Raw genomic sequence first — 16166 nt, forward strand, 5'->3', positions numbered from 1 at the left:
GAAGGATCGACGGCCCAGGTGTTTCGGCGTGCGCTCGTAGAAACAGCGGGGCTGTCGCCCTTCGAGACGGTCGCTTCGCGACCTCCTCAGGGTGATGGTCATAGTTCGAAATGCGCGGCCAGTCGCATGACCTAGCGGATCACGCCGCGCTCTTCTCCCTCGCCGACTTGGCCATCGCCGCCTGCATCGCCGCCGCGCCGAGGTCCATTTGCGCGTCCATGTAGGGCGCGACCTCGTGCGGCAGCACGTCGGCGATCCACACCACGCGGCAGCGCGCGTCGCCCTCGGCGAACACCTGCACCGAGGCGGAATGCTGCTTCAACCGCTCGCTGCTGATCGCATAGACCAGCCTCTGTCGGTTGTCGTCGCAATCGACCAGCGTCTCGCGCGCCACGGTGCCGTTGACGAAAGTGACAGTGCGGACGTCGCCGTCCAGTTGCGTATCGGTCACGAAGCCCGGCACCAGCCGCGTATGCAGTGCGCCGAAATCGCGCAACGCGTCCCAGACATGATCTGCCGGCGCGTCGATCGGGATATCCTTGTGAATGGAAGCCATCGTTCAATCCTCGTTGGTTTCAGATGTGTCGTCATTGCGAGGAGCGAAGCGACGAAGCAATCCACACCGCAGCAGGCGGAAAGATGGATTGCTTCGCTCCGCTCGCAATGACGGCGGAGCTGTGGTGTGCTAGGTCGACACCGCCTCGACATTGTTGCCGTCGGGGTCGAGCAGGAACGCCGCGTAGTAGGTCGGGCTGTAATCCTTGCGATGGCCCGCCGCGCCGTTGTCCTTGCCGCCGGCTTTCAGGCCCTCGGTATGGAATGTCTCGATCGCGTCATGGCTCGGCGCGCGGAACGCAACGTGCGCGCCGCCTTGGGCCTTGCCCTTGTGCAGATGCAGCCAGAGCGCGGGCTCGCCCTTCGGGCCGAAACCGGCGCCGCTGTCGTCGCGCGAGCAGAGCACGAAGCCGAGTGGCGCCAGCACTGCGGTGTAGAAGCGCACGCTGGCGTCGAGGTCGGCAACGCGCAATCCGATATGGTCGTACATGAGTAAATCTCCAGTCGCTAAGCGCATCGAAAGACGCGCGGACTGGAGCAGCCTAGCTATTGCAGCGCGAGACGTTCTTGGAAAATCTTGCGGTCGCCGCGAGAGGCCTGGCGGAACTTCAGCGGCGAGGCACCGGCGGCGCGGTGGAAGCTGCGCACGAAATTGGACAGGTCGCCGAAGCCGACGTCATAGGCGATGTCGGTGACCGGGCTGTCGTCATCCGCGAGCCGCCGCGCCGCATGGCGCAGCCGCGAGCGCACGAGATATTGATGCGGGGTGACGCCGAGCACGGCGGAAAACAGCCGCAGGAAATGGAAGGTGCTCAAGCCGGCCTGCTCGGCGGCATCGTCGAGGTCGATCTGATGCTGTGAATTGGCGTCGATCCACAGCGCGGCCTCGACGGCGCGGCGGCGATCGCGCAAGCCTGCGGTGAGCGGCTTTGCCTTGCGGTCGGACACCAGCTCGACAAGGCGGCTGGTGAGGAGGTGGCCGATCTCGTCGAGACCGACGTCGCTGTTGCCAGCTGCCGCCGTTTGCGCGAGCTCGCCGATCACCATCAGTTCCGGCAGCGGCGGCACCGACCCGACCTGCCAGACCGCCGCGCGGTCGCCGATGGTCTCGACCAGCACCGGGTCCAGGAAGAACGACAGGCATTCGTCGCCGACCACGTGGTCGTGCGTGCAGGTGTATTCATCGCCGGGATGGCCGACCAGGATCGAGCCTGCCACCAGCTCATGGAAGCGGCCGCGGCAATGGCAGCCGAAGCTGCCGCTGCGCACATAGGACACCGAGTGGCAGGCGAACTGCTCGGCGAACGGCCTGTCGCCGGGTTCCGCCGTGCAGCGAAACTCGTTCACCGTGATGCGATCGCGCTGCAGCAGCGTGGTTCGGACCATACCCGGGATTTAAGCTCGCGGCCGGAGCCGTGCAACGGGCAGCAGCACATCAAAAAGGGTTTTGCTGGTGGTCGGCTGGGCGCCCTCGATCGAGAGCAGCCGCCGTTTCGAGATGCTGCCGCCGTTCGGCGAGATCCGGTCGGCATAATTGCCCGCCTCGAGCACGCGGTGGCAGGGCACCATGACCATGAAGGGATTGCGGCCGAGCGCCTGTGCCACCGAATAGACCGCGCCGGACGCGCGCAAGGCGCTCGCCACCTCGTCATAGGTCCGGGTTTCGCCGCGGGGAATGGTGCGGACAAACTGGTAGACGCGCGCGTTGAAGGCCGGGATGCCGCTCATGTCGAGCGCAACGCCGGCAAGGTCCCCAATGCCGCCACGCAAGGTCGCGGCGATGCCCTCGATCGCGACAGCGACCTCCTCGGGAGGCCGCATCTCGCGCGCGTCAGGATAAAGCTTGAATAGCCGCTTGCGGGTCTCGATCTCGCGCAGCTCGGGAAGCTGCACGCCAGCCACGCCGAGCTCACCCCACGCGATACCGCATCGGCCGATCGCCGTGTCGAAAATGGTGTACCCACGCCCGCCATAACGCCACCAGCCCCCATGCGCGCGATCCTAACATTGTCGCCGGCGCGCGCATCCGGAATCTTGACGTTTAGCTAACCATGTCGCGGCCCCTTCTGTGTGACCCCGCCAATTTATCAGTCACGCATCTTAAAGGCTTTGCCCGCTATCTGGTCGTCAGCATGCTGCTCCACGGTACGATCGGCGGAACGATGACCAGCACCGGCGCGGATGGGGCGCGCGGCAGCACAGCCGTGGCCGGGACATCGACCGGGCGTCTTCATCCGCTGTTCGCATTGTTGTTGCTGGCATTGGTCCTGCGCCTTGCGGCCGCGCTCTGGCCCAACGTGATGTATCCGGACGAGATCTTTCAGTATCTCGAGCCGGCGTGGCGGATGCTCGGCCATGACGGCATTTTGACGTGGGAGTGGCGCGAAGGCATTCGCGGCTGGTTCCTGCCGACATTGCTGGCCGGGCCGGTCGCGGTGGGCGGCTTGATTGCGCCGGGGGGCGAGGGCGCTTTCCTGGTGCCGCGCCTGGTCGCCGCATCTGCGTCACTGTCGATCGTGGTCAGCGCCTGGTTCTTTGGTGCACGGATCTCGCGAACCCATGCCATCGTCGCGGCGTTCGCTGCGGCAGTCTGGTTCGAGTTGATCCTGCTCGCGCCGCACACATTGGGCGAGCCGTTGGCGACAGCGCTGGTCGTGCCGGCGGCGCTGCTGGCGACCGGCCGTCCGTCGCCGCGGCATCTGGCGATCGGCGGCGCGTTGCTCGCTTTCGCCTTTGTCTGCCGCTTTCAGTACGCGCCGGCCATCGCCGTGCTTGCGCTCGGCGCCTGCTGGATGCGTTGGCGAGACCTGATTCCTATGATCGCGGGCGGTCTCGCCGCGCTGATGCTCACCGCCGCGATCGACCTTGCGCATGGCGCCATGCCGTTCGCCTGGCTGATCGGCAACATCAAGGAAAACCTGCTGCACGATCGCGCGACCGAGTTCGGCGTGACGCCGCCTTCGGCCTATCTCGCCAACTTCCTGATCGTGTGGTCGGCGGCGATCGTGTTGCCGCTCGCCGCGATCTGGCGCGGCGCGCGGCATGCGCCGCTGCTGCTGGCCGTGGCGTTGGTCAACCTCGTCTTCCACAGCTTGATCGCCCACAAGGAATACCGCTTCGTCTTCTTGTCGGTGGCACTGTTCATCATCGTCGCGGCGCTGGGATCGGCCGATTGGGTGCAATGGCTGCGCGCAAAACCCGGGTGGCGCCGCTGGGCATTGCCGATCGTCACCGGCGGCTGGGCCTTGCTCTCGGTGACGCTCGCCGGCGCCAGCGAAGGGATGCGCGACTACTGGACGCGCGGTGTCGGCGCGGCGCGGCTCGCCGCCGAACTGCGCAGCGATCCGCAGCTGTGCGGCCTCGCACTTTACAATGTCCGTTTCCAGCTGTTGCCAGGGCGGGAACGATTGGTCGGCCCAGTACCGCTCTATGCGCTGGAGCCCGCCGATCCGCTCGCCGAGCTGATCCTGCCGCCGCTGTTGCAGGCGACCAAGCCGGCCTTCAATCGCATCCTCGCGCGGCCCGCGGCCGCCGGTGATCTGCCGGCGGATTATTCGAGGCAAAGCTGTGCCCGCGTCGGCATCGCCGATGCCTGCATCTATGCACGAAGCGGCACCTGCGACGCATCCGCCGCCGCGGCTTTTGTCATCAATGACGTGCTCGTGAGGATGGGCCACTAGCGGGGGCGGTGCGGCGATCGGCTCCAATGCGCGCTTGATCCGCTGCCTCCGCCCGGGCTATGGTCCGGCCGGGTCGCACCCGTGAGGTGCGACCTCAAGCATTGAGATCGCGGGCGTAGTTCAATGGTAGAACGGCAGCTTCCCAAGCTGCATACGAGGGTTCGATTCCCTTCGCCCGCTCCAGCCTTCAGGCAAATGTCGCGGGACAGTTTGTCGGCATGGCAATGTATTTGGCGACAGCAGGAGACGTGACGTGAGGTTGCTTGGAGCGCTGCTGCTTGCGCTGGGCGCGCTTTGGATGACGAGGCCGGCATCCGCGCAAATGTATGATCCGCGCTATCCCGTCTGCATGCATGTTTACGGTGAGTTGGTCGGCGAGCGCATGGACTGCATCTTCACGTCGATAGATCAGTGCCAGGCCAGCGCTGTGGGCATGCCGGCGACCTGTCTTGTGAACCCTTATTATGCGCCAAGGTCGGCGCGTCCTCATCGGCCTGAACGATGACTTTTCCGGCGGTATCGCGAGCGTTCATTTGAGATCAGTGCATGGCATGGTGGTACTACGCGTTCTTCGCGATCGTTCTGCTCGGATGTTGTGCATTGGTGGTTCGCGCCCGTCGCGGCAGCAATACGCGAGAAGACGAGGAGCTGAACCGGCGGATCGACGAGCGCGTCGATCGGCTCGATCTCACCCGGCGCAATCGCGACAGGGATTCCTGACCCAGGGGATCCGCAGACGGCCTTCGCTATTATCCCGGGATATTACGGCGATCTGTTCACGCAACGTGCGCGCCTAACGCACCGTACTCGACCTGTTCTTCTCACAACGCGCAGTTATGTTTCCGTAGTTCTCCGCGTTTGAGAACGAAGTTCCGCCGGAACGATGTCGCGGGTTCCGGCATTGGTCGAATAGAGCCGACCGACCTCCGGCGAGAACGGTCGGTTCAAGCCCGCGCCTGGCCGTTCCCTCTCAACAGCCCCCCTAGAAGACGGCCGGCGCGGGTCCTTATCCCGGTCCTGCTCGATGTGACGAGGCTGCGCGCCGGGCGAGTATCGCTGACGTTCGCGATGGATTTAGCGCCAGCCCAAAGCGGGCGCGATCTGGGTCAAGATCGTCTCGATCACATGCGCGTTGTAGTCGACGCCGAGCTGATTGGGGACGGTCAGAAGCAAGGTATCGGCCTCCGCGATCGCCTCATCCGTCTTGAGCTGCTCGATCAGCCTGTCCGGCTCGGCGGCGTAGCCGCGGCCGAAGATGGCGCGCGTCCTCTCATCGATGAAGCCGATCTGGTCTTGCTCCTGGCCGTTGCCGAAATAGGCGCGGTCGCGATCGTCGACCAGCGCGAAGATGCTGCGGCTCACCGAGACCCGCGGCTCGCGCGTGTGCCCGGCTTCCTTCCAGACGGCACGATAGGCCCGGATCTGGGCGGCCTGCTGGATGTGGAAAGCCTCTCCGGTCTCGTCGTTCTTCAGCGTCGAGCTTTGCAGGTTCATCCCGAGCTTCGCCGCCCACACCGCGGTGGCGTTCGAGCCGGCGCCCCACCAGATGCGCTCGCGCAGGCCTTCCGAGAGTGGTTCGAGCCGCAGCAGGCCGGGAGGATTGGGAAACATCGGCCGTGGATTGGGCTGCGCAAATCCCTGGCCGCGCAGCATGTCGAGGAAGATCTCGGCATGACGCCGGCCCATGTCGGCGTCGGTTTCGCCCTCGCCCGGCTGATAGCCGAAATAGCGCCAGCCATCGATCACCTGCTCGGGTGAGCCGCGGCTGATGCCGAGTTGCAGGCGTCCCCTCGCGATCAGGTCGGCCGCGCCGGCGTCCTCGATCATGTAGAGCGGATTTTCGTAGCGCATGTCGATCACGGCGGTGCCGATTTCGATCCGGCTGGTCCTGGCGCCGACGGCCGCCAGCAGCGGGAACGGCGAGGCCAGTTGGCGGGCGAAGTGATGGACGCGAAAATACGCGCCGTCCGCGCCGAGCTCTTCGGCCGCGACCGCGAGGTCGATGGATTGCAGCAGCACATCCGCGGCCGAGCGGGCCTGCGACTGCGGCGAGGGCGTCCAGTGCCCGAACGAAAGGAATCCGATTTTCTTCATGCCGGCAATGTAGGGATGTCCGCGACGAATTGCGATCCGTGACGTGACCCGGGGATGACCGAAAGTGTTTACCCGCCGGGAAATTGTTCTGCGGCAAATGTTGCGGGTTTTGCAGATCGCGCCGTTGCGCAAGTGCTGCATGCGTGCAGGTCTTGCCGCCTGCGCCGCGGCATGGCTTGCGATCCCGGGGCGCGCCGCCTAGCTTTCCGCCACGATTTCTCCCGCCAACACCGTCCCGCAGGTCCCGATGTCGCAGCCGCTTCTGTTTCAGCCGATCACGCTTCGCGGCGTGACCTCCCGAAACCGCATCCTGATCTCGCCGATGTGCCAGTATTCGGCGACCGACGGTCTCGCCAATGACTGGCATCTCGTGCATCTCGGCAAGTTCGCCCAGGGCGGCGCCGGGCTCGTGATGGTCGAGGCCGCAGCGGTTGTCGCCGAGGGCCGCATCACCCATGGCGACGTCGGCATCTGGAACGACGAGCAGATCGCGCCGCTCGAACGGATCGCCGCCTTCCTCAAGGACAATGGCGCAGTGCCCTCGATCCAGCTCGCGCATGCCGGCCGCAAGGCCAGCATGCAGCGTCCCTGGTACGGCAATGCCGCTCTCGATGAGGCCGACCGCGCCCGCGGCGATCTGCCGTGGCGGACGGTGGCGCCGAGCGCGATCCCGATGGAAGACGGCTGGTTGATGCCGCACGCGCTCGACGCTGCCGAACTCGCCGCGCTGCGCGAGCAATGGCGGCGCGCCACCTTGCGCGCGGTCGAGGCGGGCTTCGAATTCGTCGAGGTGCATTGCGCGCATGGCTATCTGCTGCATGAATTCCTCTCGCCATTGTCGAACCGCCGCACCGATGCCTATGGCGGCGACCGCGCCGGGCGGATGCGCTATCCGCTCGAGGTCATCGAGACCGTGCGCGCGGCCTGGCCGGCAGAGCGGCCGCTGTCCGTGCGGATCTCCTCGGTCGACGGTATCGACGGCGGCCTGACGCTCGAGGACCAGGTCGCGTTCGCCCGCGAAGCCAGGGCGCGCGGTGCCGATTTGATCGATTGCTCGTCGGGCGGCCTGCTCGGTTCGGCGACCGCGGCGCGGATTCCGCGTGGCTACGGCTTTCAGGTGCCCTATGCCGATGAGATCCGCCGCGCCGCCGACATTGCGACCATCGCGGTCGGCCTCATCCTGCATCCGCAGCAGGCAGAGGATGTTTTGGCCAAAGGCCAGGCCGATCTGGTCGCGATCGGCCGCGAGGCGCTGTTCGATCCGAACTGGCCGCTGCATGCCGAGCTTGCGCTTGGCGGTGGAGGCGGCGAGGTGTTCGCGTCCTGGCCGAAGCAGTATGGTTGGTGGCTGGAGCGCCGCGAGCCGGGCCTGCGCCGGCTCGATGGCCCGCCGCTGCCGTTCCGCCAGAGCTGACAAGAAAATCCGACAACACCCTGGGAGGTCGTTATCATGACAGCAGTCGCAAAGCGCCCCTATCGCGGCGTCTTCCCCGTGGCGCCGACCATCTTCGACGCCAACGGCAATCTCGACCTCGATGGCCAGCGGCGCTGTGTCGACTTCATGATCGACGCCGGCTCGCACGGCATCTGCATCCTCGCCAATTTCTCCGAACAGTTCGTGCTGACCGATGCCGAGCGCGAGACCGTGATGCATGCTGTGCTCGAGCATGTCGCCGGCCGCATTCCCGTCATCGTCACCACGACGCATTTCTCTTCGGCGGTCTGCGCGGCGCGCAGCCGCGAGGCGGAAGCCGCCGGGGCTGCGATGGTGATGATCATGCCGCCCTATCACGGCGCCACCTTCCGCGTCGGCGAGCCGGGCATCTACGAGTTTTATCGGGTCGTGTCGGATGCCATCAACATCCCGATCATGATCCAGGACGCGCCGGTGGCGGGCACGCCGCTCTCGGTGGATTTCCTGGCGCGGATGGCGAAGGAGCTCGCCAATATCAGGTACTTCAAGATCGAGGTGCCGATGGCGGCAAACAAGCTGCGCGGTCTGATCGAGAAGGGCGGCGCCGAGATCGAGGGGCCGTGGGACGGCGAGGAGGCGATCACGCTGATGGCCGATCTCGATGCCGGCGCCACCGGCGCGATGACCGGCGGCGGCTATCCCGACGGCATCCGCCAGATCATGGATCCGTTCTTCGCCGGCCGGCGCGACGAGGCGGTCGGGGCCTATGCGCGCTGGCTGCCGCTGATCAATTACGAGAACCGCCAATGCGGGCTGCAGGCCTGCAAGGTGCTGATGCGCGAGGGCGGCGTCATCAAGTCCGATGCAGTGCGCCACCCGCTGCAACCGCTGCATCCCGCGACGCGCGCGGGGCTGATCGAGATCGCGCGGACACTCGATCCGGTTGTGCTGCGCTGGGGACGATGAGAGGACGCCTGGTCAGGGCCTTTAGGACGCTCTCTCGATCGCCGGCGCGCATGGACGTTGATCTGGCGAGCGGAGCCGGTGTGGCGGGCTTGGCTGAAGGGCTCGGGCGAAACCTTGTCGAAGCATGATGCCGCCGCTGCCGCTCTTGAAATCCTCGTGCCTGATCACCACCTTGGGTGGAGTACGCGATCATCGACCCTGCTTGAGTTCGCTGCAGTGAGCTTGGTTCGCCGATGGTCGTGCATGGCTGCCCGGACAAGGAGGGGGCCATGTTGCGATGTATCCGCTTGGCGGCACTCAGCTTGGCTGCCGCGTTGATGTCGACGGTGGCTGGCGCAGCGCAGACTTGCGCCTCCCGGTCCGATTTCGCGACCTTCCTCAAAGACCATTTCGGCGAGGTTGAGGTGCACCGCGGATTGTCCGATCGCGGCCACCTCGTGGAGGTCTTCGTTTCGCCGGCGGGTACCTGGACGATCCTCTTGTCGCGGCCTGACGGTTTGTCCTGCCTCGTCGATGCGGGCGAGGCCTGGACCACGACGGTCCCCCCATCACGCGACGCGCGATTGCTGAGCCTCGTCGTGCCGGGTCCCGTGCACTGAACCTGCGCAAAGCACGCTATGCGTCCCACGTCACCGGCAAATCCAGCAGGCCGCGGAACGCCCAGCCGCCGATCCGCGCCGGCTGGTGCTCGATCAGGCGCAGATTTTTCAGCCGCTTGAAGATTGCAGGCAGCGCGACGTCGGCGACCATGGCGCGCGAGGCCCAGGCGCCGGCGCAGAAATGCGGGCCGGCACCGAACGCGATGCTCTTGCTGGCGTCGCGGCGCACGTCGAACGCGTCGGGCTTGTCGAAGTGTTTCTCGTCGCGGTTCGCCGAGCCGAACATCAGGAACACGCGCTCATTGGTCTCGAATGCGACGTCCCTGATCGTCCAGGGCTTTGCGATCCGCCGCGGCGACATCCCGATCGGCGAGATCCAGCGCGCATATTCCTCGAACACCTGCAGCCACGGGATCGTGCCGCTCGTCGCCAGCGCAAGCTGGTCGGGATGCGTCAGCAGCGCCCATACCGTGCCGGCGATCGCATCGCGCGGCTCGTTCTGGCCGCCCGAGATCGCAAGCTTGATATTGGCGCGCACGCTCTCCATCGGCATGTCGGTCTGCAGCATCACGCCGAGCAGGCTGAGGTCGGGCGTCTTGCGCAGCCTGGGGACCATGTCGTCGATCGCGGCATCGATCCCGGAGGTCGCCGCATGGCAGCGCGCCTCGATCGCGGGATCGCCGACATAATTGGCGATGCCGTCGATCATACCCTGCGACCACGCGTTCATGTCCTGGAAGCGCATGTTGGTGAGGCCGGTGATCGACTTCAGGCATTCGGCCGAGAACGGCAGCGCGAACGCCTGCACGAAATCGACCACGCCGTCCGGGTTCAGTTCGTCGAGGATGCGCGTCGCGTGTGCTTCGAACTGCGCGGTCCAGTGCGATCGGACGGTTTTGGGCGAGATTGCCGGAAAGATCGCCTTGCGCTCGTTCATGTGCGCATCGCCGTCCTTGCGCATCATGTTGTGGCCCATCAGCTTGTTCATCAGCCCCTCGGGCTGGTGCGACGAGAACACGTCGATCTGCTTCTCCGAGATGAAGATGTCGTCGCGGCTGCACAGCAGCGTGCTGCCGAGCTGCGGCACGAAGGCGATCGGCGCCTCCTTGCGCATGCGCGCCAGCGCCGGATAGGGATCCTGCCAGAAGGCAGGGACGTCGATATTGAAATGGGGCGCGGTGCTCACGACGTGATCTCGGTTTGGCCTCGGGTTTTCGAGCCGAGCATAGGCCGGGCGGCGCGGCCCGTCTGTCCCCAGCGCTGGGGACAGCGGGAGGCCATCGCCTGGAGCGCGCTCAGTTTAACTGACGCGCCGACGCCATCAGGCGCAGCGCGATCGCGAACAGCTCGTTCTGCGAGGAGATGCCGAGCTTGTCATAGGCGCGCTTGCGATAGGTGAGGGCGGAGTGCAGCCCGATGCCGAGCTCGGCGGCGATCGCTTCCGAGCTGAGGCCGGAGAGGATGCGCAGGCAGACCTCCTGCTCACGCCCGGTCAGCCTTGCCAGCGGCTCGGCGGTCGCAAACAGGATCTTCAACCGCTCGATCGGATCAACATCCGGTGCCGGGTCGCGCTGGAAATGCCGCGCCACGGCCGCCGTCAACGCCGGCGCGACCGCGGCCAGGCGCGCGATCTGCTCGCGGCTGAAGCGGCCTTGCGCGGTGATCTGGTAGAAGTTGACATAGAAGCAGATGTCGCCGGTCCAGATCGCGGAGGCGAACTTGTCGACGATGTCGGAGTCGTCGAAGAAGATCTTGCGGTAGCCGTCGCTGTACATGCGGCGGGCAAAGTTCGGCAGCACGATCGGCGCGGCCTGCGTCCGTCCCTCGAACACCGCGTCGCGGTTCGGGTCGGCCTGATGGAAATGCTCGGAATAGGCGATCCCGAGGTCGCGCCCGGTCGGGATGTTGCCGACATCGAGCAGGCACGCGGCGGTCCGCGGACCGGTGAACGAGAACACCATGCAATGACCGACCCCGGCGACGCGCCGCAGCGCGCCGATCAGGGCCTGCGGAAAGCTGTCGCGGCCGATCGCCAGCAGCGCCGGCGTGATGTCGCTGACGACAGAAGTCTCGAAGGCGTAATCTGCCTTCATGGCGTCCTCCCTGTGTTTCGGGAAGACTAGAGCCTTTTCCGTTCCGATGGAATCGGAACGGGGGCTCTCGATTCTTTGTTTTGACGCGTTTTCTTGACGCGAACCGGGATCCATTCGCTCGAAAACGCTCTGGCAGCGACATCGCCGGCGTGGAAAGCGCCCCGGAATGACGAGAGGATATAGGTCGCGGTTGCCTGAGGAAGGCCTCAGGCGCCCGGCACCTGGTCGAGGAAGCCGGTGATGCTCCTGATCCGGCCGTCCTTCAGCATGGCGAAGTCGGTGCCCTTGATCGGGCTGTCGACGCCGTCAGGGCCAAGGCCCCAGGAGAACCGGACATGGTCGCCGAAGCCGTTCGGCTCCCCGATCAGCTTGAAGCGGAAGTCCGGAAACTTCTGCTGCACGCCGGCGATCAGCGCGTCGACGCCCTCATGGCCGTCGCCGTTCATCAGCGGATCGATATAGCGCGCATCGGCGGTCCAGTTCTCGCTCAGCATCTCGCGACGCCGGCTCGGCGTTCGCTCGTTCCAGAGATCGATATAGCGGCGGGCGATGGTGGCATGGTCGGTCATGGTGCTCTCCTTCGATAGTGCCGGACTGTGCGGCGGTCCGGACTATCGAAGGTTCGCGTGTGCCGATCGATTACCTCTGAGGTCATCGCGCGGGCTATGGTGCGATGGTCAGCACCGCCTTCATGTTGGGATGGTAGCGGCAGTAATAGTCGACCGTGCCGGCCTTGGTCAGGACCGACTTGATTGTCTTCTTCGGCGCGATCGTCACGTCGAAGTCGCCGTTCTTCGCGGTAGCGGTGTGCGCCAACACGTCCTTGTTGACCCATTCGATGGTGTCGCCGACCTTGGCCGACACCTCGGCCGGCGAGATCACCAGATTTTCCATCACGATCTGGATGGTGGCCGCATGCGCCGGGACGGCCATCGCGCCGAGCGCGAGCAAAGCCAGCGTTGCGAGACAGCGTCCTGGCAACATCGCGCGCCTCCTTACTTCAGGCCGGCCGCAACATGTTCGGCATGCTGCTGGTGGCCCTGGAAGATCTTCAGGCCGGTCTGCAGCAGGCCCTTCAGCTCGGGATTGCTGGCCGAGGGGATCAGCTGCGTCTCCAGCGCGGTGTTGACGGCCTTGTGGTAGGCGACCTCGTTGTCGATATAGGCCTTGTCGTAGGCGGCGCCCTTCAGCTTGCCGAGTTCGGCGAGCTTGTCGGCCGCCTGCTTCGACAGCGCCTTGCTGGTGTCGTTGTCCTCCGGCGTCACCTTCAATTTCTTGACGAGGTCGAGCGCCTGCTTGTTCACCGCCTCGTGGTCGCGCGCCATGTCCTTGGCGAACGCCTTGACCTCCTTGTTGGAAGCCTTCTCTTCCGCCTGCTTGGCGGCATTGATGTCGATCACACCGGCCGTATAGGCGATGTGCGCGATCTGCGGATCGGTCGGCTTTGCGCCCTGCGCCAGCGCAGCGCAGTTGAGAAGGCTGAGCGCGGCGACCGCGATACCCAATCGAACGAACATGGTTTGAAACTCCTGTTGAGCCGGGCGTAGCGCGCGGCGCGTCGTTGCTTGCACAGGAGTTGGATGGCGCGGACGAGCAGAGGTTCCCGAAAAAATTCAGGCGGTGGCGCGCAGCCGTTTCAGAACCGCCTCGGTCAATCGCTCGCAGCGCTTGCCCGCGAAGGGGAAGGCCTCCATGACGACGGGGCCGATCTTCCGCTCGACATTGTCGCGCAGCATGGTCCGGGCGCGGTGCAGGCGGGTCTTCACGGTTTCTGGCTTGAGGCCGAGGATCTCAGCGGTCTCCTCGACATTCATGCCCTCGATCACGCGGGTGATGAAGACGAGGCGGAACGCCTCGGGCAGCTCGTCGATCGCGTGCTCGACGACGCGCTGGATCTCACGCTGGGCCATGGATTTTTCCGGATCGTCCGTTGACGACAGGGGGAACTGGATGATCTGGGCTTCAGGAGCACCTTTCGGCAGATCGGACCATTCGACGCTGCTGTGCCTGCGGCGCAGACGGCCGAGTGCCTCGTTCATTGCGATCCGCGACAGCCAGGTCGAGAGGCTGGAGTCGCCGCGGAACTGGTCGAGATGGGTAAAGGCGCGCACATAGGCGTCCTGAACCACATCCTCGGCCTCGTGGTCGTTGCGGAGGATACCGCGCGCCAGCCGGAACAGCCGGCGATTATTCGCCTGCATGATGGCGCGGATTGCGGCCTCGTCGCGGGCGAGCGCGCGTTGCACGAGCTCGGCATCGCCCGAGCTGGTCGGCGGCAGGGACGTTACGTGGGCCTGGCGCATGGCGGGATCGCCCTCACTGTTGGCGGAATAATACCATTGGATGCCAACCGGCCGTACAGGTTCCCGGGAAAATGGTAATCGGCCAAAAAAGACCGCTACGGCCTGATATAGGCCTCCGGATCCCCGCGCGCATGCGCCTCCATCGCATCGAGGAAGCAGCGCACCTTCGCCGGGACAAATTGCCGCGCCGGCAACAGCGCATGCACGTTGAGCGGCTCGCAAACATGATCGGGCAGCAGCCGCCGCAACTGGCCGGCCGCGACGGCGGCGCGGGTGTAGCTGGCGGTGACCCGCAGCACGCCATGGCCCGCGAGCGCCGCCTGCAGCCGGACATGGGCATTCGAGCTGGTCAGCCGTGCGCGATCGACCGCGAGATGCTCGACCGCGCCGCCGGGAGCGGTGATCGCCCATGGCGGATCGCTGGGGCCGGTGAGCAGCGGCAGCTTTCTCAGATCATCCAGCGTGCGCGGCTCGCCGAATTTCTCCAGCAGTGCCGGTGCCGCGAACAGGCCGCGCTCGAGCGTGAAGACGCGGCGGATCACGATGCCGGCCGACGGCAGCGGCGTCTCCAGCATCGCAAACACGATGTCGTAGTTCTCGGCGATCGGACTAACGATGTCGTGCTCGACGTCGATCCGGATCGAAAGCTCCGGATAGCGGCCCATCACCGCGCAGGCGACCGGCCCCGCATGATGCGCGCCGAATTCGTACGGCGCCTTGATGCGCAGCGTGCCGGCGACCGCGCTGGACATCGCCAGCGCCTCGCTGTGGGTGTCGTGCAGCGCCGCGAACAGCGCGGCGCACCTTGCGATAGATGGTCTCGCCGGAATCGGTCAGCCGCAGGTGCCGGGTGGTGCGCTCGATCAGCCGCAGCCCGAGATTGGCTTCGAGACGCTGCACCGCAGCACTGAGGCTCGATTTGGGATGGCCGAGCACGCGCGCGGCTGCCGTGAAGCCGCCGTGCTCGACAACCTCGCAAAACAGCTCCCAGTCGCGCCACTCCATGGCCGATTGTCCATCCACCGGTACAGTGTGTCCAGCCAAATCGGATTATCCCGGTGACCGCAATCACTTAACCTCGTCGCAACCAAATCTTGCATCGGGAGGGTGAGATGGCTGACGACGGAATTTTCCTGCGCAACGCCTGGTACGTGGCGGCGCTGAACCACGAGCTGATCGACGGCAAGAAATTGGCGCGCACCATCCTGGAGCGGCCGATCGTGATCTATCGCGGCGCCAGCGGAAAGGTCGTCGCGCTGGACGACCGCTGCTGCCATCGCGCCGCGCCGCTCTCGATGGGGCGCGTCGAGGGCGACGACATCAGGTGCATGTATCACGGCATGAAGTTCGCGGCCGACGGCAAGTGCATCCAGATCCCGGGCCAGGACGCGATCCCTGCCAAGCTCGGCGTGCGCAGCTATCCCGTGGTCGAGCGCTACAACATGATCTTCATCTGGACCGGCGATCCCGAGAAGGCCGATCCGAAACTGATCCTCGACTATCCGCCGCTCGAGGATCCCAAGTGGCGCGGCCTGCCGGGTTACATGCACTACAAGGCCAATTGGCTCCTGATTGTCGATAACCTCAGCGACTTCGCGCATCTCGCCTTCGTGCACACCAACACGCTCGGCGGCTCCGAGGAATACGCCTACAAGACCAAGCCGGTCGCGATCGAGAAACTGGATGACGGCTTCCGCGTCGAGCGCTGGCACATGGGCGCCGATGCGCCGCCCTACCACAAGAAGGTGATCTCCAACCGCGACGACAAGGTCGATCGTCGCAATATCGGCCGCATGATCGTGCCGGGCATCTTCACGCTCGACACCACGTTCGCGCCGGCGGGACAGGGCGTGGAGAAGGGCGTCCAGGTTCCGGGCACGCGGTCATATCGCAACGCGCAGTTCATGACGCCGGAGACGCGCTCGTCCACGCACTTCTTCTGGAACTATCTGCACGATTTCGACATCGGCAATCCGAACGTCGCGCTGTCGCTGCGGCATTCCCTCGAGGAGGCCTTCAACGAGGACAAGGACTTCATCGAGGCGCAGCAGAAGGTGCTCGACGTCGACCCGGACTATCAATTGCTGGCGATCGGCGCGGACGCGCCGCTGACTTATTTCCGCTGGCTGTTCGCGCGCAGGCTCGAGGCGGAGAAAGGCACGGCGCGCGCCGCCTAGAGCATGATCCGGAAAAGTGTGAAGCGGTTTTCCGAAAAGATCATGCTCAAACAAGGAGCTAAAGCGCGATGATGATTCAACCCAATCTCATCGCGCTTTGGTCCGTTGCAACGACGGCTTTTGCTGCTTGGCAGCAAGCCGCGCCGGGGTCGCGAGATCGTGACATCCCGGCGTGGCTGCCGCTCCAGCCGGTTTGGCGTAAACTGTTCCGACCTGAATTTGTCGGCGTGAAGGTGACCCCGCGTTGGCCAGACCATCCCGGTAGCGATCAATCGGTGAAATGAG

General features: G+C 65.3%; 20 protein-coding genes, 1 tRNA gene and 1 pseudogene. 9 read left to right on the plus strand and 13 right to left on the minus strand.

Going from position 1 to position 16166, the window contains the following annotated elements; all coding sequences use genetic code 11:
* Nucleotides 1–139: 139 nt before the first annotated feature.
* The 4 genes from ACVIHF_RS38420 to ACVIHF_RS38435 form a co-directional block, all read right to left on the minus strand.
* A complete protein-coding gene (locus ACVIHF_RS38420; protein ID WP_253604856.1) occupies nucleotides 140–556 on the minus strand; it encodes an SRPBCC family protein in 417 nt (138 codons plus the stop codon).
* Nucleotides 557–685: 129 nt separating this feature from the next.
* Nucleotides 686–1045: a VOC family protein gene (locus tag ACVIHF_RS38425; protein WP_310883428.1), complete on the minus strand. Its 360-nt coding sequence runs from the start codon at nucleotides 1043–1045 to the stop codon at nucleotides 686–688.
* 56 nt (nucleotides 1046–1101) lie between these two features.
* Nucleotides 1102–1941 carry a helix-turn-helix domain-containing protein gene (locus ACVIHF_RS38430; RefSeq protein WP_310883427.1) on the minus strand — a complete coding sequence of 280 codons (840 nt, stop codon included), beginning with the start codon at nucleotides 1939–1941 and terminating at the stop codon, nucleotides 1102–1104.
* A 9-nt stretch (nucleotides 1942–1950) separates the two neighbouring features.
* Nucleotides 1951–2508, minus strand: coding sequence for a methylated-DNA--[protein]-cysteine S-methyltransferase (locus ACVIHF_RS38435; RefSeq protein ID WP_310883430.1), 558 nt, complete (start codon nucleotides 2506–2508; stop codon nucleotides 1951–1953).
* 98 nt (nucleotides 2509–2606) lie between these two features.
* Between ACVIHF_RS38435 and ACVIHF_RS38440 the strand changes: the two genes are divergently transcribed.
* From ACVIHF_RS38440 to ACVIHF_RS38455, 4 genes are all read left to right on the plus strand, one after another.
* Nucleotides 2607–4235 carry a 4-amino-4-deoxy-L-arabinose transferase gene (locus ACVIHF_RS38440; protein WP_456793548.1) on the plus strand — a complete coding sequence of 543 codons (1629 nt, stop codon included), beginning with the start codon at nucleotides 2607–2609 and terminating at the stop codon, nucleotides 4233–4235.
* A 109-nt stretch (nucleotides 4236–4344) separates the two neighbouring features.
* A tRNA-Gly gene (locus ACVIHF_RS38445) sits at nucleotides 4345–4418 on the plus strand.
* Between the two features lie 70 nt (nucleotides 4419–4488).
* A complete protein-coding gene (locus ACVIHF_RS38450; protein WP_076832446.1) occupies nucleotides 4489–4740 on the plus strand; it encodes a DUF3551 domain-containing protein in 252 nt (83 codons plus the stop codon).
* A gap of 41 nt (nucleotides 4741–4781) precedes the next feature.
* Nucleotides 4782–4955 carry a hypothetical protein gene (locus tag ACVIHF_RS38455; RefSeq protein WP_194295406.1) on the plus strand — a complete coding sequence of 58 codons (174 nt, stop codon included), beginning with the start codon at nucleotides 4782–4784 and terminating at the stop codon, nucleotides 4953–4955.
* 354 nt (nucleotides 4956–5309) lie between these two features.
* Here ACVIHF_RS38455 and ACVIHF_RS38460 read toward each other — a convergent pair whose 3' ends face one another.
* Nucleotides 5310–6329 (minus strand): LLM class flavin-dependent oxidoreductase, encoded by a 1020-nt coding sequence (locus ACVIHF_RS38460; RefSeq protein ID WP_310883425.1) that lies wholly within the window; start codon nucleotides 6327–6329, stop codon nucleotides 5310–5312.
* Nucleotides 6330–6576: 247 nt separating this feature from the next.
* Between ACVIHF_RS38460 and ACVIHF_RS38465 the strand changes: the two genes are divergently transcribed.
* The 3 genes from ACVIHF_RS38465 to ACVIHF_RS38475 all read left to right on the plus strand — a co-directional run bounded on the left by ACVIHF_RS38465 (nucleotide 6577) and on the right by ACVIHF_RS38475 (nucleotide 9308).
* Nucleotides 6577–7743: an NADH:flavin oxidoreductase/NADH oxidase gene (locus ACVIHF_RS38465; RefSeq protein WP_310883424.1), complete on the plus strand. Its 1167-nt coding sequence runs from the start codon at nucleotides 6577–6579 to the stop codon at nucleotides 7741–7743.
* Nucleotides 7744–7779: 36 nt separating this feature from the next.
* Complete coding sequence (locus ACVIHF_RS38470) at nucleotides 7780–8709, plus strand: dihydrodipicolinate synthase family protein (protein ID WP_456793549.1); 930 nt, start codon at nucleotides 7780–7782, stop codon at nucleotides 8707–8709.
* 233 nt (nucleotides 8710–8942) lie between these two features.
* Nucleotides 8943–9308 (plus strand): hypothetical protein, encoded by a 366-nt coding sequence (locus tag ACVIHF_RS38475; RefSeq protein WP_310883423.1) that lies wholly within the window; start codon nucleotides 8943–8945, stop codon nucleotides 9306–9308.
* 16 nt (nucleotides 9309–9324) lie between these two features.
* Here the strand turns inward: ACVIHF_RS38475 and ACVIHF_RS38480 are convergent, their stop codons facing one another.
* The 8 genes and pseudogenes from ACVIHF_RS38480 to ACVIHF_RS38515 all read right to left on the minus strand — a co-directional run.
* Nucleotides 9325–10494: a cytochrome P450 gene (locus ACVIHF_RS38480; protein WP_310883422.1), complete on the minus strand. Its 1170-nt coding sequence runs from the start codon at nucleotides 10492–10494 to the stop codon at nucleotides 9325–9327.
* A gap of 109 nt (nucleotides 10495–10603) precedes the next feature.
* Nucleotides 10604–11401 (minus strand): helix-turn-helix transcriptional regulator, encoded by a 798-nt coding sequence (locus ACVIHF_RS38485; protein ID WP_310883421.1) that lies wholly within the window; start codon nucleotides 11399–11401, stop codon nucleotides 10604–10606.
* 206 nt (nucleotides 11402–11607) lie between these two features.
* On the minus strand, nucleotides 11608–11970 hold the full coding sequence (locus ACVIHF_RS38490; protein ID WP_076832433.1) for a nuclear transport factor 2 family protein: 363 nt from the start codon (nucleotides 11968–11970) through the stop codon (nucleotides 11608–11610).
* Between the two features lie 94 nt (nucleotides 11971–12064).
* Entirely contained in the window at nucleotides 12065–12385 is a 321-nt protein-coding gene (locus ACVIHF_RS38495; protein ID WP_229189393.1) for a cupredoxin domain-containing protein, read from the minus strand.
* 11 nt (nucleotides 12386–12396) lie between these two features.
* Nucleotides 12397–12918: a DUF4142 domain-containing protein gene (locus tag ACVIHF_RS38500; protein WP_057016034.1), complete on the minus strand. Its 522-nt coding sequence runs from the start codon at nucleotides 12916–12918 to the stop codon at nucleotides 12397–12399.
* 96 nt (nucleotides 12919–13014) lie between these two features.
* Nucleotides 13015–13704: an RNA polymerase sigma factor gene (locus ACVIHF_RS38505; protein ID WP_076832431.1), complete on the minus strand. Its 690-nt coding sequence runs from the start codon at nucleotides 13702–13704 to the stop codon at nucleotides 13015–13017.
* Between the two features lie 95 nt (nucleotides 13705–13799).
* The gene (locus tag ACVIHF_RS38510; protein ID WP_456793550.1) at nucleotides 13800–14456 is read right to left on the minus strand and encodes a substrate binding domain-containing protein; all 657 of its coding nucleotides are present in this window, start codon (nucleotides 14454–14456) and stop codon (nucleotides 13800–13802) included.
* A 127-nt stretch (nucleotides 14457–14583) separates the two neighbouring features.
* A pseudogene (locus ACVIHF_RS38515) lies at nucleotides 14584–14709 on the minus strand (helix-turn-helix domain-containing protein); the annotation flags it as partial.
* A gap of 107 nt (nucleotides 14710–14816) precedes the next feature.
* Between ACVIHF_RS38515 and ACVIHF_RS38520 the strand changes: the two are divergent.
* Together ACVIHF_RS38520 and ACVIHF_RS38525 are read left to right on the plus strand one after the other, a co-directional pair.
* On the plus strand, nucleotides 14817–15881 hold the full coding sequence (locus tag ACVIHF_RS38520) for an aromatic ring-hydroxylating dioxygenase subunit alpha (RefSeq protein ID WP_456793551.1): 1065 nt from the start codon (nucleotides 14817–14819) through the stop codon (nucleotides 15879–15881).
* A gap of 68 nt (nucleotides 15882–15949) precedes the next feature.
* Nucleotides 15950–16165, plus strand: coding sequence for a hypothetical protein (locus ACVIHF_RS38525; protein ID WP_456793552.1), 216 nt, complete (start codon nucleotides 15950–15952; stop codon nucleotides 16163–16165).
* Nucleotide 16166 lies beyond the last annotated feature (1 nt).

It is taken from the genome of Bradyrhizobium sp. USDA 4506, from assembly GCF_054058795.1.

Bases quoted from the DNA above. Each gene is read 5' to 3' on its own strand.
- ACVIHF_RS38420 (WP_253604856.1), bottom strand. From the start codon at position 556: ATGGCTTCCATTCACAAGGATATCCCGATCGACGCGCCGGCAGATCAT.
- ACVIHF_RS38425 (WP_310883428.1), bottom strand. From the start codon at position 1,045: ATGTACGACCATATCGGATTGCGCGTTGCCGACCTCGACGCCAGCGTG.
- ACVIHF_RS38430 (WP_310883427.1), bottom strand. From the start codon at position 1,941: ATGGTCCGAACCACGCTGCTGCAGCGCGATCGCATCACGGTGAACGAG.
- ACVIHF_RS38440 (WP_456793548.1), top strand. From the start codon at position 2,607: ATGTCGCGGCCCCTTCTGTGTGACCCCGCCAATTTATCAGTCACGCAT.
- ACVIHF_RS38455 (WP_194295406.1), top strand. From the start codon at position 4,782: ATGGCATGGTGGTACTACGCGTTCTTCGCGATCGTTCTGCTCGGATGT.
- ACVIHF_RS38460 (WP_310883425.1), bottom strand. From the start codon at position 6,329: ATGAAGAAAATCGGATTCCTTTCGTTCGGGCACTGGACGCCCTCGCCG.
- ACVIHF_RS38465 (WP_310883424.1), top strand. From the start codon at position 6,577: ATGTCGCAGCCGCTTCTGTTTCAGCCGATCACGCTTCGCGGCGTGACC.
- ACVIHF_RS38470 (WP_456793549.1), top strand. From the start codon at position 7,780: ATGACAGCAGTCGCAAAGCGCCCCTATCGCGGCGTCTTCCCCGTGGCG.
- ACVIHF_RS38475 (WP_310883423.1), top strand. From the start codon at position 8,943: ATGGTCGTGCATGGCTGCCCGGACAAGGAGGGGGCCATGTTGCGATGT.
- ACVIHF_RS38485 (WP_310883421.1), bottom strand. From the start codon at position 11,401: ATGAAGGCAGATTACGCCTTCGAGACTTCTGTCGTCAGCGACATCACG.
- ACVIHF_RS38490 (WP_076832433.1), bottom strand. From the start codon at position 11,970: ATGACCGACCATGCCACCATCGCCCGCCGCTATATCGATCTCTGGAAC.
- ACVIHF_RS38495 (WP_229189393.1), bottom strand. From the start codon at position 12,385: ATGTTGCCAGGACGCTGTCTCGCAACGCTGGCTTTGCTCGCGCTCGGC.
- ACVIHF_RS38500 (WP_057016034.1), bottom strand. From the start codon at position 12,918: ATGTTCGTTCGATTGGGTATCGCGGTCGCCGCGCTCAGCCTTCTCAAC.
- ACVIHF_RS38505 (WP_076832431.1), bottom strand. From the start codon at position 13,704: ATGCGCCAGGCCCACGTAACGTCCCTGCCGCCGACCAGCTCGGGCGAT.
- ACVIHF_RS38510 (WP_456793550.1), bottom strand. From the start codon at position 14,456: ATGTCCAGCGCGGTCGCCGGCACGCTGCGCATCAAGGCGCCGTACGAA.
- ACVIHF_RS38520 (WP_456793551.1), top strand. From the start codon at position 14,817: ATGGCTGACGACGGAATTTTCCTGCGCAACGCCTGGTACGTGGCGGCG.
- ACVIHF_RS38525 (WP_456793552.1), top strand. From the start codon at position 15,950: ATGATGATTCAACCCAATCTCATCGCGCTTTGGTCCGTTGCAACGACG.